The sequence below is a fragment of the Sinorhizobium fredii USDA 205 genome, assembly GCF_001461695.1.
Lineage (GTDB): Bacteria > Pseudomonadota > Alphaproteobacteria > Rhizobiales > Rhizobiaceae > Sinorhizobium > Sinorhizobium fredii.
Window position 1 is genome coordinate 1 of the sequence record NZ_AUTC01000166.1, and the last position, 14,365, is coordinate 14,365.

Sequence of the window (14,365 nt, forward strand, 5' to 3'; positions counted from 1 at the left end):
CTGAAGCCAAAAAAATACCGTCAATCGACAAACCCCGCTCGGGCCCCGAGCGGGGTTTTTCATTTCATGCCGCTGAATTTCCTCGCCTTTCTGCGTCTTGAAAAACGTCGCTTGACTTGCCGGTATTATGGCATACCATACTATGTAATAGAGTTTGAGGAGACGGCGATGCCCATCGAAATCCGTAAGACGCTGCTGCAGGTGGAGACGACGCTGATCGAAGGCGGAAAGACTACCCCGGTTCCGCTGAAGCTCTATTCCGCCATCGCCGTCGTGAAGAACCCCTGGGCGGGCGCCGGCTATGTCGAGAACCTCAAGCCGGAAATTCACGCCGCTGCGCCGGTTCTTGGCGAGTTACTGACGAAGATGATCATCGAAGCGGTCGGCTCGGGCGAGGCGGTCGAGGCTTACGGCAAATCGGCAATCGTCGGTCTCGACGGTGAGGTCGAGCACGCATCGGCGCTGATCCATACGCTGCGCTTCGGCAACCATTATCGGCAGGCCGTCGGCGCCAAGTCCTACCTCGCCTTCTGCAACACCCGTGGGCCCGCGAATGCGCCCTTGATGATCCCGCTGATGGACAAGAACGACGAAGGGCGGCGCTCGCATTATCTGACCATCCAGACCTCCGTGCCGGATGCGCCGGCGGCAAATGAGATCGTCGTTGCGCTCGGCGCTTCGGTGGGCGGGCGTCCGCATCATCGCATTGGCGACCGCTACCAGGATCTGAAGGATCTCGGGCAAGACGTAGCCAACCCGGCCGGCGTTTGACGCCGCAGTTCGGGCCACGACGATGTTTCAGGATGAGCGAACCGAATTGAATGGCTTTGGCGCCAGGCGAGTGCGAACGGCGCACGGCGCCGCCTATGTCGAGACCGGCCAGGGCGAGCCGCTTGTCCTCATCCACGGGGTCGGCATGCGGCTCGAAGCCTGGGCGCCGCAGGTCGCCGCCCTGTCCGCCCACTGCCGCGTCATCGCCGTCGACATGCCGGGCCACGGCGAGAGCGACAGGCTGGAGCCGGGCGCACAACTCGAAGATTTCGTCGCCTGGCTGGGCGTTTTTCTTGACGATCTGGCGCTGGATGGAGTCAGCCTCGCTGGCCATTCGATGGGCGCACTGATCGCCGGCGGCGCGGCGGCGACACTTGGTGCACGCATCCGCCGCGTGGCGCTTCTCAATGGTGTCTATCGGCGCGATCCTGATGCGAAGGCAGCGGTTATCGCTCGGGCCCGGACGATCGGCAAGGGCACCGTTGATGTCGATGGCCCGCTGAAGCGCTGGTTTGGCGAAGGCAGCGAAACCGCGCAGCTCCTTAGCCTGACGCGACGCTGGCTGCAGGCCGTCGATCCCGAAGGCTATGCAACGGCCTATAATGCCTTTGCGCATGGCGACGACGTCTACGCGGCGCGTTGGCCCGAGGTGTATTGCCCGGCTCTGTTCCTGACCGGCTCGGAGGATCCGAACTCGACGCCGGGAATGGCGCTTGCCATGGCCGTCGCGGCACCGAGTGGGCAGGCCCATATCATCGAAGGGCACCGCCACATGGTTAACCTGACGGCGCCGGATGCGGTCAATGCGATTCTCGCGGAGTGGCTCTCAAGGGAAGGGGAGAGGTCATGACAACAGCTTCTTTGGATCCACGCGCGCTGCGCGACGCCTTCGGGTCATTCATGACCGGTGTGACGGTGGTCACGGCGAATGATGCGTCCGGAAACCCGATCGGCTTTACCGCGAACTCGTTCGCATCGGTTTCGATCGACCCGCCGCTGCTGCTGGTCTGCATCGCCAAGACCTCACGCAATTTCGCAACGATGACCTCGGCCAAGGGCTTTGCCGTCAACGTCCTCTCCGACAAGCAGATGACCGTCTCCAACACCTTCGCCAAGCCGGTGGAGGATCGGTTCGCGGCGGTCGAGTGGAAGAGCGGTCCGCATGGCGCGCCGATCCTGGCCGGCGTCAGTGCGTGGTTCGATTGTTCGCTGAACGAGATTGTCGACGCTGGCGACCACGCCATCCTGATCGGCCGTGTCGAGGCTTTCGAGAACGGCGCCATGGCCGGCCTCGGCTTCGCGCGCGGCAGCTACATCACGCCGGGCCTGTCCGGCAAGGCGGTCGCCGCCGCCGCAGAGGGCGCCCCGCTGATCGCCGCAGTCGTCGAGCGCGACGGGGCGGTCCTGCTGATCCCCGAGTCGGACGGCCGCTGGCGCCTGCCGCAAATGGTCCTCAAGGGCGGTGAGGCACTGGCGGCGTTGCAGGAGTATCTGACGGCGACGACAGGATTGGGGATCGAGGTCGGGTTCCTCTATTCGGTCTATGACAACAAGACGACCGGGCACCAGCACATCGTCTATCGCGCCGCCGCCGAGCCCGGCGACAGCCAGGACGGGCGCTTCATTCCGCTTACGGAGCTGCCGCTCGACAAAATGGACAATTCCGCCACCGCCGATCTCTTGAAGCGCTTTGCCGCCGAGAGCGCCCTTGGCAACTTCGGCGTCTACGTCGGCGATGAGAAACAGGGCAAGGTTCACCCCTATGCCAGAAAGGCCTGACCCATGAAATTCTCGCTTTTCGTGCATCTCGAGCGGCTCAATCCCGGACAAACGGACGAGAGCCTGTATCGCGAGTTCATTGCGCTCTGCGAGATCGCCGACAAGGGCGGCATGCATGCGATCTGGACCGGCGAGCATCACGGCATGAGCTTCACCATCGCGCCCAATCCGTTCCTGAGCCTTGCCGATCTCGCCCGCTGCACGAAAAATGTCCGGCTCGGCACCGGCACGGTGATCGCGCCGTTCTGGCACCCGATCAAGCTCGCTGGCGAGGCGGCGATGACCGACATCATCACTGGCGGTAGGCTCGACATCGGCATCGCCCGTGGCGCCTACAGCTTCGAATATGAGCGGCTCGCCCCCGGCCTCGACGCCTGGGGCGCCGGCCAGCGGATGCGCGAGCTCATCCCCGCCATCAAGGGGCTGTGGCAGGGCGACTACGCACATGAGAGCGAATTCTGGACCTTTCCGTCGACGACCTCGGCGCCGAAGCCTGTGCAGGAGCCGCATCCGCCGATCTGGGTGGCGGCACGCGACCCCAACAGCCATGAATTCGCGGTCGCCAACGGCTGCAACGTGCAGGTCACGCCGCTCTGGAACGGCGACGGCGAGATCGCCAGCCTGATGGAGCGCTTCGAAGCGGCCTGCGCCAACAACCCGGAGATCAGGCGCCCGAAGATCATGCTGCTCCAACACGCCTATGTCGGCACCGACGAAGGCGATCTCGAGCAGGCGGCCAGGGAACTGAGCGTCTACTACAACTACTTCTTCGCCTGGTTCAAAAACGCAAGGCCGATCCGACAGGGCCTCATCGAAACCATCACCGAAGCGGAGATGGCGGAGAATGCCATCGTCGCACCGGAGGTGATGCGCAAGAACCTCGCCGTCGGAACTGCCGATCAGGTGATCGCCCGCCTGAAGGTCTACGAGGCGATGGGCTACGACGAATATTCCTTCTGGATCGATACGGGCATGAGCTTCGAGCGCAAGAAGGCCTCGCTCGAGCGCTTCATTGCCGAGGTCATGCCGGCACTTGCGGAGTAGGGCACATGCAGCGCTTCCAGTGTTACATCGATGGCGAATTTGCAGATGGCGAAGCCCGGTTCGAAAGCATCGACCCGGCGACGGGTGCCGCCTGGGCGGAGATGCCGGAGGCGCGGGAAGCCGATGTCGATCGCGCCGTCGAGGCCGCACACCGTGCGCTCTATGCGGGGCCGTGGGCGAAGCTGACAGCGACGCAGCGCGGCAAGCTTCTCTACAGACTGGCCGATCTTGTCGCCGAGAACGCCCTGAAACTTGCCGAACTGGAGACGCGGGACACCGGCAAGATCATCCGCGAGACCTCGACGCAGATCGCCTATGTCGCGGAGTACTATCGCTATTACGCCGGGATCGCCGACAAGATCGAGGGGTCCTACCTACCGATCGACAAGCCGGACATGGAGGTGTGGCTGCGCCGCGAACCGATTGGCGTCGTCGCCATGGTCGTGCCTTGGAACAGCCAGCTGTTCCTCTCTGCGGTGAAGATCGGCCCGGCGCTGGCGGCCGGCTGCACCATGGTGGTGAAGGCCTCGGAAGACGGGCCGGCGCCGCTCCTCGAATTTGCCCGGCTCATCCATGAGGCGGGCTTCCCGGCCGGCGTCGTCAACATCATCACCGGCTTCGGCCCCTCCTGTGGTGCGGCGCTCAGCCGTCATCCCAAGGTGGATCACATCGCCTTTACCGGAGGGCCGGAGACGGCGCGCCATGTGGTGCGCAACTCGGCGGAGAACCTCGCCTCGACCTCGCTCGAACTCGGCGGCAAATCGCCCTTCATCGTCTTTGCCGACGCCGATCTCGAGAGTGCGGCGAATGCGCAGGTCGCCGGCATCTTTGCCGCGACCGGCCAGAGCTGCGTCGCCGGCTCGCGGCTGATCGTCGAGAAAAGCGTCAAGGACCGCTTCCTGGACATCCTAAAGGCAAAGGCCGAGGCGATCCGCATCGGCAGCCCTCTCGACATGGCGACGGAAGTCGGGCCGCTCGCGACGCGGCGTCAGCGCGACCATATCGAGGTGCTGGTCGGACACTCGCTTGCCGCCGGCGCCAGACTGGTCACGGGCGGCAGCGCGGCCGAAGGCGCCGGCTACTACTACCGGCCGACAATTCTCGATTGCGACGGCAGCGCCTCGCCCTCGCTCGAGGAGGAATTTTTCGGGCCTGTCCTGTCGGTGCTTTCCTTTGAGACGGAAGCGCAGGCGCTCGCGCTTGCCAACAACACCCGCTACGGCCTCGCGGCCGGTCTGTTCACCCGCGATCTGACCCGCGCGCACCGTCTGATGAAGGGGATCCGCGCCGGTATCGTCTGGGTCAACACCTACAGGGCGGTTTCGCCGATCGCGCCCTTCGGCGGTTTCGGGCTTTCGGGCCACGGCCGCGAGGGCGGCATGGCGGCAGCCCTCGATTATACGCGGACGAAGACGGTGTGGCTCCGGACGTCGGACGACCCGATCCCCGATCCCTTCGTGATGCGGTGACGGCGATGTTTTACGAGATCCGTACCTATCGAGCCATCCCCGCCTACCTGAAGGTGGTCGAGGAAGAGGGCATCGCCATCCAGAAGAAGCATCTCGGCGGACTCGTCGCCTATTTCTTCTCCGAGATCGGGCCGATCAACGAGATCGTCCACATCTGGGCCTACGTGAGCCTCGACGATCGCGAAAGGCGCCGGGCCGCACTCATGGAAGACCCGGACTGGCGGGCTTTCCTCCCCAAGATACGCGACCTCATAGAAGTCGCGGAGAACAAGATCATGAAGCCGGCGCGCTTTTCGCCGACAGGCGGCAGCGCGTCATAGAACAACCAAGCAAAACCGGACCACGGAGCAAGGGAACATGAGGAAGATACTCGCATTGGCGGCCACGGCCGCGACGATTGCAACAGCCATGCCGGCCACGGCCGCGGATCTTGTCTTTTCGAGCTGGGGAGGCACGACGCAGGACGCCCAGAAGATCTCCTGGGCCGAGAAGTTCACCGAAAAGACCGGCATCAACGTCCTCCAGGACGGGCCGACCGACTACGGCAAGCTGAAGGCCATGGTCGAAGCGGCTGCCGTCACCTGGGACGTCGTCGATGTCGAGGGCGATTATGCCGCCCAGGCCGGCAAGAACGGCCTGCTCGAGAAGCTGGATTTCTCGGTCATTGACAAGTCGAAGCTCGATCCGCGCTTCGTCACCGACTATTCGGTCGGCAGCTTCTATTATTCCTTCGTGATCGGTTGCAACAAGGATGCGGTCGATGCCTGCCCGAAGAGCTGGGCGGACCTCTTCGATACGGAAAAGTTCCCCGGCAAGCGCGCCTTCTACAAGTGGTCGGCGCCGGGTGTCATCGAGGCGGCGCTGCTCGCCGACGGCGTGCCGGCCGACAAGCTCTATCCGCTCGATCTCGACCGCGCCTTCAAGAAGCTCGACACGATCAAGCCGGATATCATCTGGTGGTCGGGCGGCGCGCAGTCGCAGCAGCTCCTCGCCTCCGCCGAGGCGCCCTTCGGCAGCGTCTGGAACGGCCGCATGACGGCGCTCGCGCAGAGCGGCATCAATGTCGAGACCTCCTGGGAGCAGAACATCACCGCCGCCGACTCGCTGGTCGTGCCGAAAGGAGCGAAGAACAAGGAGGCAGCGATGCAGTTCATTGCGCTCGCCACCTCTGCCCAGCCGCAAGCCGATCTCGCCAAGGCGACCGGCTACGCCCCCATCAACCTCGATTCCCCGAAGCTGATGGACGCGGAACTGGCGAAGACCCTGCCGGACGCGCAGACGGCGAGCCAGGTGAACGCCGACATGACCTACTGGGCGGAAAACCGCGATGCAATCGGTGAGCGCTGGTACGCCTGGCAGGCGAAGTAAAGAGGGGAGGGCGGGAAGTGCGTCAGGCCCTTCCCGCCATTCCGGCCTGAGGGCGCCGGTGGCGTCCTACGCATGTTTCCTTAAATCCTAGCCGATTTGAGCACAAAAACATGCAGCAATTCAAAGTGCTACAGCATCCTTTGTGCGTCTGATGCGACGCACGGCGCTGTAGCGGGTGCTTTCTGGCGCCCTTTATGGGAGAGACAGCCATGTTGTCGCGCACCGACGCGAAGGCGGCAGGATCGAAGATCCCCGCAGGCCGCCTGACGCTCACCGACTTCGACCTGACCTTGCCGGCGCTCGGCCTGCTGGTCCTGTTCTTCGTCGTGCCGGTCGCCATCCTTCTGGCGCGCAGCGTTTCGGAGCCTGTGCCGGGCTTCGGAAACTATGCCGAACTGCTGGGCTCCTCCACCTATCTCAGGATTTTCGCCAACACCTTCCTGGTGTCCGGCCTGGTCACCTTCGTGTCGCTGCTCATCGGCTTTCCCGTGGCCTGGGCGCTGGCGGTGATGCCGAGCCGGTTCGCCTCGGTGGTCTTCGCCATCCTGCTCCTGTCGATGTGGACCAACCTGTTGGCGCGCACCTATGCCTGGATGGTGCTGTTGCAGCGCACCGGCGTCATCAACAAGGTCCTGATCGGGCTGGGTCTCATCGACAAGCCGCTGCCGCTCGTCAACAATTTGACCGGCGTGACGATCGGCATGACCTACATCATGCTGCCCTTCATCATCCTGCCGCTCTATGGCGTCATCCGGAAGATCGACCCGGCCATCCTGCAGGCGGCAGCGCTCTGCGGCGCCAACCGCTGGCAATCGCTCGTGCGTGTGCTCCTGCCGCTGGCCATGCCCGGCATGGCGGCCGGCGCGCTGATGGTCTTCGTGATGTCGCTCGGCTACTTCGTCACGCCGGCGCTCCTCGGCGGCACGGCGAACATGATGCTTGCCGAACTCATCGCGCAATTCGTCCAGTCTCTCGTCAATTGGGGCATGGGCGGCGCCGCGGCCCTGGTGCTGCTGGTCGTCACCCTGGCGCTCTATGCGGTGCAGCTTCGCTTCTTCGGCACCGACCGGATGGGAGGACGCTGACATGCTCCTGAATTTCGACCGTCTCGGCTGGTGGAAGCTGGTTCTGATCGGCATCACGGTGCTGACTGCTGCTTTCCTGCTCCTGCCCATCCTGTTCATCGCGGCGCTCTCCTTCGGCTCGTCGCAATGGCTGATCTTTCCGCCGCCCGGCTGGACGCTCAAATGGTATCAGGAGCTTCTCGCCGACCCGCGCTGGCTGGAGTCCGCCTGGACGAGCTTCCGCATCGCGATCATCGTCACGGTTCTGTCGGTTCTTCTCGGTCTCGTTACCTCCTTCGGGCTGACGCGCGGGCGCTTCATCTTCCGCGAGGCGCTGAAAGCCCTGTTCCTGACGCCGATGATCCTGCCCGTCGTCGTCCTCGCCGTGGCCCTCTACGCCTTCTTCCTGCAGATCGGTCTCAACGGAACGCTGACCGGCTTCGTCCTTTCCCATCTGGTGCTGGCACTGCCCTTTTCGATCCTGTCGATCACCAGCGCGCTCGAGGGCTTCGACAAATCGATCGAGGACGCCGCCGTGCTGTGCGGCGCCTCGCCGTTCGAGGCGAAGATCCGCGTCACGCTACCGGCGATCAGCCACGGCATCTTCTCGGCGGCGATCTTCTCGTTTCTCACCTCATGGGACGAAGTCGTCGTTGCGATCTTCATGGCGAGCCCGACGCTGCAGACGCTTCCCGTCAAGGTTTGGGCGACGTTGCGGCAGGATCTGACGCCGGTCGTTGCCGCCGCCTCGACCCTTCTCATCCTGCTGACCGTGCTTTTGATGGTGCTCGTCGCCGTCGTTCGCAAAGGATTGAAATCATGAGCAAACCCTTCCTGCAAATTCGCGGCATCCGCAAGGAATACGGGCCGGTCACCGCCGTTCACGACGTCAATCTCGACGTGGCACAGGGGGAGTTCCTGACCTTTCTAGGCCCCTCCGGCTCGGGAAAGAGCACGACGCTTTATATTCTCGCCGGCTTCGAGGACCCGACCCGCGGCGACATCGTGCTGAACGGCCAGTCGTTGCTGTCGACGCCGTCCCACAAGCGCAATATCGGCATGGTGTTCCAGCGCTATACGCTGTTCCCGCATCTCTCCGTCGGCGAGAACATCGCCTTCCCGCTGAAGGTCAGGCGGCTTCCGAAGGCCGAGATCGACGCCAAGGTGCGCGACATGCTGAAGCTCGTGCGGCTCGAAGGCTTCGAGGACCGCAAGCCGGCGCAGATGTCCGGCGGCCAGCAGCAGCGCGTCGCGCTGGCGCGGGCGCTCGCCTACGACCCGCCGCTGCTCCTCATGGACGAGCCGCTTTCGGCCCTCGACAAGAAGCTCAGAGAGGAGATCCAGCACGAGATCCGCCGCATCCACCAGCAGACGGAGGTAACGATCCTCTATGTCACGCATGACCAGGAGGAAGCATTGCGCCTCTCCGACCGGATCGCCGTTTTTTCGAAGGGGGTGATCGACCAGATCGGCACGGGGCCGGAACTCTATGCCAATCCGGCGACCCGCTTCGTCGCCGAATTCATCGGTGACAGCGATTTCCTGCCCTGCGATCTGGTGACGGCGGCAAATGGCAGGGCGGATATCGCGCTCGCCGGCACGACGGTTATCCCGAACGTTCCGTTGCACGGCAAGCCGGTTGTCGGAGGTAAGGCGGCGCTGATGCTGCGGCCGGAGCGCTTGCGGCTGACTAGATCGGCTCCGGGCGGTTCAACCGCGGTTCCCGTCACGGTCAGCGACATCACCTTTCTCGGCAACAACATCCATGTCGCGACACAGACCGCCAAGGGCGATGCGCTGGCGGTCCGCCTTCCCTTCGGCCATGAGGCGATTTCCAGCCTCAACCGCGGCGACAGGGTCTGGCTCGGCTTCGACCCGGCGTCGGCGCACGTCTTTTGCTGAAGCGACGGAAATTTCGGAAAGCGGGTGATAAGACGACCTCTTCTGTCCTGCCAGGCATCTCCGCCATAAGGGCGGAGTCGCAGCAGCAGAAATAGGTTTGTTCTCTCAGTACCGGTAACGCCCTGCTTCGCTTTAGTCTTCGGACAGTTCTTCCGCGGTGGCCGCGACAGGTGCATTCCCCAGAGAATTATCAGCATATTTGAAAGCGAGTATGCTGATAATCGAGGCGATTATAGCGAACAGGACGAGACGCATGAAGGTTTCCCGGGATCGTTGCAATGCTTAGCAACTCACCCGGAGACCTCGTTGTTCCAGCTCGAACGATGTCTCACCGGTAGTTGGTGGGAACCAGTGCCGCCCTGTTCGGCGGGGCCTCGACCTCTGTTCGGTCGACAGCAAGGATGCTCATCACGAGAGAGATGAGGACGAGTACCAGCGCCATGAATGCGATGCCTGCCTTATCCATCCCCCAAGCAAAGCGGGGCGGCGGCGGCCAAGAATTTTCGCCGATGTCAATCATGGTTAATTTCGCCTGAAGCGAGCTGGGCCTTCCTTACCCCTTCCGCCAGCTCTTCGCCTTCTCGCGAGAAGCTGGCATCCCTGCGGGCATAGAATTCACCATGTTTTCCGGCCTGAGCCCGGCCCGGAGATCCTGCCTGTTATCCCGATCTCGGACCTTGCTGCTCCGCCAGGAGCGCCTCGGCGATTGTCGCCGCATTCTTGACATGCACATTCGCCGCCTCATAGGCAGCCTGGCCGTCGCCGGCTTTGATTGCGTCGATGATCTTCTGCATCTGAGCCGGCCCCTGCTTGTCGCGGTCGGGTGTCTTGATCGTCATGGACCGCAGATGATTGATCCTTGCCGTAATCGAATTGACAATGCCCCAGGCGACATGGCGTCCGGAATTCTCGAAAAGCGTCCGGTAAAAATCCGTCGTGGCGCTGAGGACCGCAGGCAGCTCGTTGGCGGCATAGGAGGCACGGATGCCCCCAAGGATGCGCTCGAGCTCGGCCACCACGCGCGGGTCTTTTTGTGCGGCGCAGGCCTTCGCGGCGATGCCTTCTAGCACGCCCCGGATCTCGTAGATCTGCCGGGCCTCTTCCGGGGTCGTCTCGGCGACGATCGGGCCGCGGTTCGGCTGGATGGCGACAAGCCCTTCGGATTCGAGATGGCGCAGCACTTCGCGGACGATCGTCCGGCTTACGCCGAGCTGATCGCACAGGTCGCGCTCGACAAGCCGTTCGCCGGCCCTGAAATGCATGTTGACGATGGCGTCGCGCATTTTTTCCAGGGCAAGCTCGCGAAGCGTCTTCTCCGGACGAAGTACCCGCATCGGCTGGTCAGACACGCTCATGGGACGCTCCCTTTCCGCCAACACGAACGTGGCTGATGCGCAATGTGGCGGCATTTACTCGCGACAACACAGCGGCCGCATATTATGGGATACCATAATATCAGCAAGGAAGGCTTCTGTCAGCAAGATAGGAGCGTCAGCTGGCGGAAAGCGACTCGATGAGGGCAGTGATGTAGCCGTAGCAAAAGGCGAAGGCGACGCCGGTCGGGTCGCGGCCGCTGATCGTCGGGACGTGATCGGGCATCACCATATATTGGTATCCGACCTCGTGATAGATCTTCAGCGAGCGCACCATGTCCATGTCGCCCTCGTCGGGGAAGGTCTCCATGAAGGAAAGCTTGCCGCCGCTGATGTTGCGGAAGTGCAGGTTGAAGATCTTGCCGCGCGTGCCGAACCAGCGGATGATCTCGTCGATCTCCTCGTGCGGATTTTCCAGCATCTCACCGATCGAGCCCTGGCAGAAGTTCAGACCATGATAGGGGCTCTCGTGCATCTGCACGAATTTCTTGAGGCCGTCCACCGTGCCGAGGACGCGGGTCACGCCGCGGTAGCCGGGCGGCGTGTAGGGATCGTGCGGATGGCAGGCGAGGCGCACACGGTTGCTCGTCGCAACCGGCACGACCCGCTCCAGGAAATAGTCGATGCGCTCCCAGTTCTCGTCTTCCGGCAGCACGCCGGCCAGTCCCGGCGCAGCGTGCTGGTCCATCCTCTCCCAGCGGAAGGCTTCGTTCATCGAGCCGCCACGGCCACGTTCCATGTCGCTGCGGGGGATGCCGATCAGGTTCAGATTGTACTTGGCCGAAGGAATGCCGGCCCGGGCGCAGTTCTCGATCATGCGGCAGACGGCGTCGATCTGGCGATCGCGCTCCGGTCCGGCAAGCAGGATGTCCGTATAGGAAGCTTTCTCGATCGGCTTTGAGGGTAGGGGTAGCTGGATCATGTCGAGCACCAGCCCGAAGCTTTCGACATGGTCGCGATGCCGTTCCAGATCCTCGAACGTCCAGCTTGCCGGATCACCCGGCGGATCTGCTGAGATGTTCCTGACACCGAGCTGGGCGTAAACCCGGTAATCCTCGTCGTCGCGCGCTGCGACCTGCGTTCCTACATACACGGCGAGGCTCCTTCCCTGCGAATTCGACAATGTCATATGACATAATATGAATTTTCTCAGGCTGTCGAGCGGATTATTGCTCGGCGAGTCGTCGATAGCGACGCTGGCTGGCGAGGATATGCTTGCGCATCGCTTGCCGGGCGCGCTCGGGATCCTGGTCGGCAATGGCCGTCAGGATCTCGACATGCTCTTCGTGGACGCCGAGCAGATAGGCCTTGTCGGCGGCCTCGGGCAGAGTCGTGAACTGGCTGCGGGGAATGGCGCGCGGCCCGAACTGACGCATGACGTCCAGGTAGAAGCGGTTGTTGGTGGCCGCCGCGATCGCCATATGAAATTCGAAATCGGCCTCGACAGTTGGCTTGCCCTCCTCGATGAGCTGCGCCATTTTCTTGTTGGCGGCGGCGATCACCGCTTCCTGCTCGGCGGTCCTGCGATAGGCGGCAATCGCCGCGGCCTCGCACTCGGTTGCCAGCCGGAATTCAAGGAGTTCCAGGGTTTCGGGGATGGTTCTTATCTCCACGGGCGTCAGACTGAAGCGCTGGCTTGCCTGAGGGTCGCTGACAAAGACGCCCTTGCCCTGGATGGGGCGGACGTAGCCGGCGGCGCGCAGATCGGCGATCGCCTCGCGCACCACGGTCCGGCTCACACCGAAGCTCGCCTCCAATTGCGGCTCCGTCGGCAGTTGGTCGCCTTCCTTCAACTTGCCCACGTCGATCTGCCGGCGCAGCTCGTCGATCACCTGTTGCGCCAGTCTTTGCCTTCCGCCCGTCATCGTCGCCTCATCATCGCTGCCCTGCTTTTTGGCGCTGTCGCCGGAAAGCCCTTGCCAATGTCGTCGAATGCCGCTAATTCATAATACGACATACGGACGACATAATACGTCTTGTATAATAGATCAGGGAGGAGTTTCAATGAAGCATTTTTCGAAGGGGCTCATCGCCGGGGCCGCGGCAATCGTCCTGAACTTCGCTGCCCCGACCGTCAACGCTGCCACTCCCGAGGACCAATTGGTCATCGGTACCTCGCTCGCCCAGGTCCTGTCGCTCGATCCGCAGCAGGCCACCGAGGCGAAGGCCATCGAGATCATGTCGAATCTTTACGACCGGCTGGTGAAGACGGAAAACCGCAAGATCCAGCCGCAGCTCGCCGAGAGCTGGGAGATCGACGACAAGGGCATCACCTTCCATCTGCGCGAAGCGACGTTCGCCTCCGGCAACCCCGTCACCGCCGATGATGTCGTCTATTCGCTCGGGCGGTTGCTCAAGTTGGATCAGGCATCGGCCGCCAATTTCAAGCGCATCGGCTACAAGGCCGACAATGTCGACAAGCTCGTCAGAGCGGTGGACCCGAAGACAGTGCGCATCGAACTCTCCGGCGAGACCACGCCGGAACTGCTGCTCTACCGGCTGGCGATGAACGTCGCGAGCATCGTCGACAGCGTCGAGGTCAACAAGCACGTCGAAAACAACGACTACGGCAATGCCTGGCTGCGCACCAATTCCGCCGGCTCCGGCCCCTTCACGCTGAAGCGCTGGACGCCCAATGAGATGGTCATCCTCGAGGCGAACGGAGATTACGTCGGCGGCGCGCCCCATATGCGTCGCGTCATCGTGCGGCACGTGCCGGAAAGCCAGGTGGAGCGCCTCATGCTCGAGCGCGGCGACATCGACGTCGCCAGCGCGCTGAGCGCCGCGGACCTGAAGACCTTCGAGGGTCAGCAAGGTTTCGAGGTGCAGCGGGTGCCGACCGGCGGGTTCTACGTTCTGTCGATGAATGCCGGCAACCAATACCTCGCCAATCCGAAGGTGCGCGAAGCGATCGCCTACAGCATCGACTACAAGGGCATAGAACAGACGATCATGGGTCCCTATGGCCGCGTCCGCAACGTGCCTGTGCCTGAAGACTACGAATATGCCATTGCCAATCCGGACTGGCATTTCGATGCGGCGAAGGCCAAGGCGCTGCTGGCAGAGGCGGGCTATCCGGACGGGTTTTCGCTGACGCTGAAGACGATCGCGCAAACGCCGCGCATCGACCTCGCGACCGCCATCCAGGGCTCGCTCGGCCAGGTCGGGATCAAGGTCGACATCCAGCAGGGCAACGGCTCTGACATCATCGCCGATCACCGGGCCCGCAATTTCGACCTGCTCATGCCCCAGACCGGCGCCTACATGCCGAACGTGCTCGGTGCGATGGAGCAGTTCTCCAGTAACCCGGACAATTCGAAGGAGGCCAACAATGCCGGCAACTTCGTCTGGCGCTCGGCGTGGGACATTCCGGAACTGACGGCGCTGACAGCCAAGGCCTCGCTCGAGCCGGACGCGAAGAAGCGCGGCGAACTCTATGTCGAGATGCAGGAAAAGTTCGTGGCGCTGAAGCCGGCCGTGCTGCCGCTCTTCGAGCGCTTCGAGCCGATCGTCGTCAGTTCGCGGGTGAAGGACTATGTCGGCCACCCGAACCAGCTGACACGCCTCGAAGGCGTCACCAAGACGTCCGATTAAG

General features: G+C 63.0%; 15 protein-coding genes. 11 read left to right on the forward strand and 4 right to left on the reverse strand.

From position 1 onward, the window contains the following. The first annotated feature begins 168 nt into the window (after positions 1–168). From N181_RS24160 to N181_RS24205, 10 genes are all read left to right on the forward strand, one after another. Complete coding sequence (locus N181_RS24160; RefSeq protein WP_037397722.1) at positions 169–771, forward strand: amino acid synthesis family protein; 603 nt, start codon at positions 169–171, stop codon at positions 769–771. 22 nt (positions 772–793) lie between these two features. Then, positions 794–1,621: an alpha/beta fold hydrolase gene (locus tag N181_RS24165; RefSeq protein ID WP_037397724.1), complete on the forward strand. Its 828-nt coding sequence runs from the start codon at positions 794–796 to the stop codon at positions 1,619–1,621. Beyond that, the gene (locus tag N181_RS24170; RefSeq protein WP_037397727.1) at positions 1,618–2,550 is read left to right on the forward strand and encodes a flavin reductase; all 933 of its coding nucleotides are present in this window, start codon (positions 1,618–1,620) and stop codon (positions 2,548–2,550) included. The genes N181_RS24165 and N181_RS24170 overlap by 4 nt, the downstream gene beginning before the upstream one ends. Before the next feature lie 3 nt (positions 2,551–2,553). Further along, positions 2,554–3,594 (forward strand): LLM class flavin-dependent oxidoreductase, encoded by a 1,041-nt coding sequence (locus N181_RS24175; protein ID WP_037435351.1) that lies wholly within the window; start codon positions 2,554–2,556, stop codon positions 3,592–3,594. A gap of 5 nt (positions 3,595–3,599) precedes the next feature. Further along, positions 3,600–5,063 (forward strand): aldehyde dehydrogenase, encoded by a 1,464-nt coding sequence (locus N181_RS24180; RefSeq protein ID WP_037435349.1) that lies wholly within the window; start codon positions 3,600–3,602, stop codon positions 5,061–5,063. Between the two features lie 5 nt (positions 5,064–5,068). Then, entirely contained in the window at positions 5,069–5,383 is a 315-nt protein-coding gene (locus N181_RS24185) for an NIPSNAP family protein (protein ID WP_037435347.1), read from the forward strand. 37 nt (positions 5,384–5,420) lie between these two features. Continuing rightward, a complete protein-coding gene (locus N181_RS24190) occupies positions 5,421–6,431 on the forward strand; it encodes an ABC transporter substrate-binding protein (RefSeq protein ID WP_037397735.1) in 1,011 nt (336 codons plus the stop codon). Positions 6,432–6,640: 209 nt separating this feature from the next. Continuing rightward, positions 6,641–7,516, forward strand: a complete 876-nt coding sequence (locus N181_RS24195) for an ABC transporter permease (protein ID WP_037397738.1) — start codon at positions 6,641–6,643, stop codon at positions 7,514–7,516. A gap of 1 nt (position 7,517) precedes the next feature. Beyond that, the gene (locus N181_RS24200; RefSeq protein ID WP_037397740.1) at positions 7,518–8,318 is read left to right on the forward strand and encodes an ABC transporter permease; all 801 of its coding nucleotides are present in this window, start codon (positions 7,518–7,520) and stop codon (positions 8,316–8,318) included. After that, positions 8,315–9,397: an ABC transporter ATP-binding protein gene (locus tag N181_RS24205; protein WP_037435345.1), complete on the forward strand. Its 1,083-nt coding sequence runs from the start codon at positions 8,315–8,317 to the stop codon at positions 9,395–9,397. Before N181_RS24200 ends, N181_RS24205 begins: the two co-directional genes overlap by 4 nt. A gap of 328 nt (positions 9,398–9,725) precedes the next feature. On the opposite strand, the gene N181_RS24210 is transcribed toward N181_RS24205, so the two are convergent. The 4 genes from N181_RS24210 to N181_RS24225 form a co-directional block, all read right to left on the reverse strand. After that, positions 9,726–9,917: a hypothetical protein gene (locus N181_RS24210; RefSeq protein WP_037435343.1), complete on the reverse strand. Its 192-nt coding sequence runs from the start codon at positions 9,915–9,917 to the stop codon at positions 9,726–9,728. Between the two features lie 139 nt (positions 9,918–10,056). After that, on the reverse strand, positions 10,057–10,752 hold the full coding sequence (locus N181_RS24215; protein ID WP_037397746.1) for a GntR family transcriptional regulator: 696 nt from the start codon (positions 10,750–10,752) through the stop codon (positions 10,057–10,059). A 136-nt stretch (positions 10,753–10,888) separates the two neighbouring features. Further along, positions 10,889–11,863 carry a mannonate dehydratase gene (locus N181_RS24220; protein ID WP_037435353.1) on the reverse strand — a complete coding sequence of 325 codons (975 nt, stop codon included), beginning with the start codon at positions 11,861–11,863 and terminating at the stop codon, positions 10,889–10,891. 73 nt (positions 11,864–11,936) lie between these two features. After that, a complete protein-coding gene (locus N181_RS24225) occupies positions 11,937–12,635 on the reverse strand; it encodes a FadR/GntR family transcriptional regulator (protein ID WP_037397749.1) in 699 nt (232 codons plus the stop codon). A 139-nt stretch (positions 12,636–12,774) separates the two neighbouring features. Here N181_RS24225 and N181_RS24230 point away from each other — a divergent pair, with 139 nt between their 5' ends. Then, on the forward strand, positions 12,775–14,364 hold the full coding sequence (locus N181_RS24230; protein ID WP_037435342.1) for an ABC transporter substrate-binding protein: 1,590 nt from the start codon (positions 12,775–12,777) through the stop codon (positions 14,362–14,364). The last annotated feature ends 1 nt before the right edge of the window (position 14,365 follow it).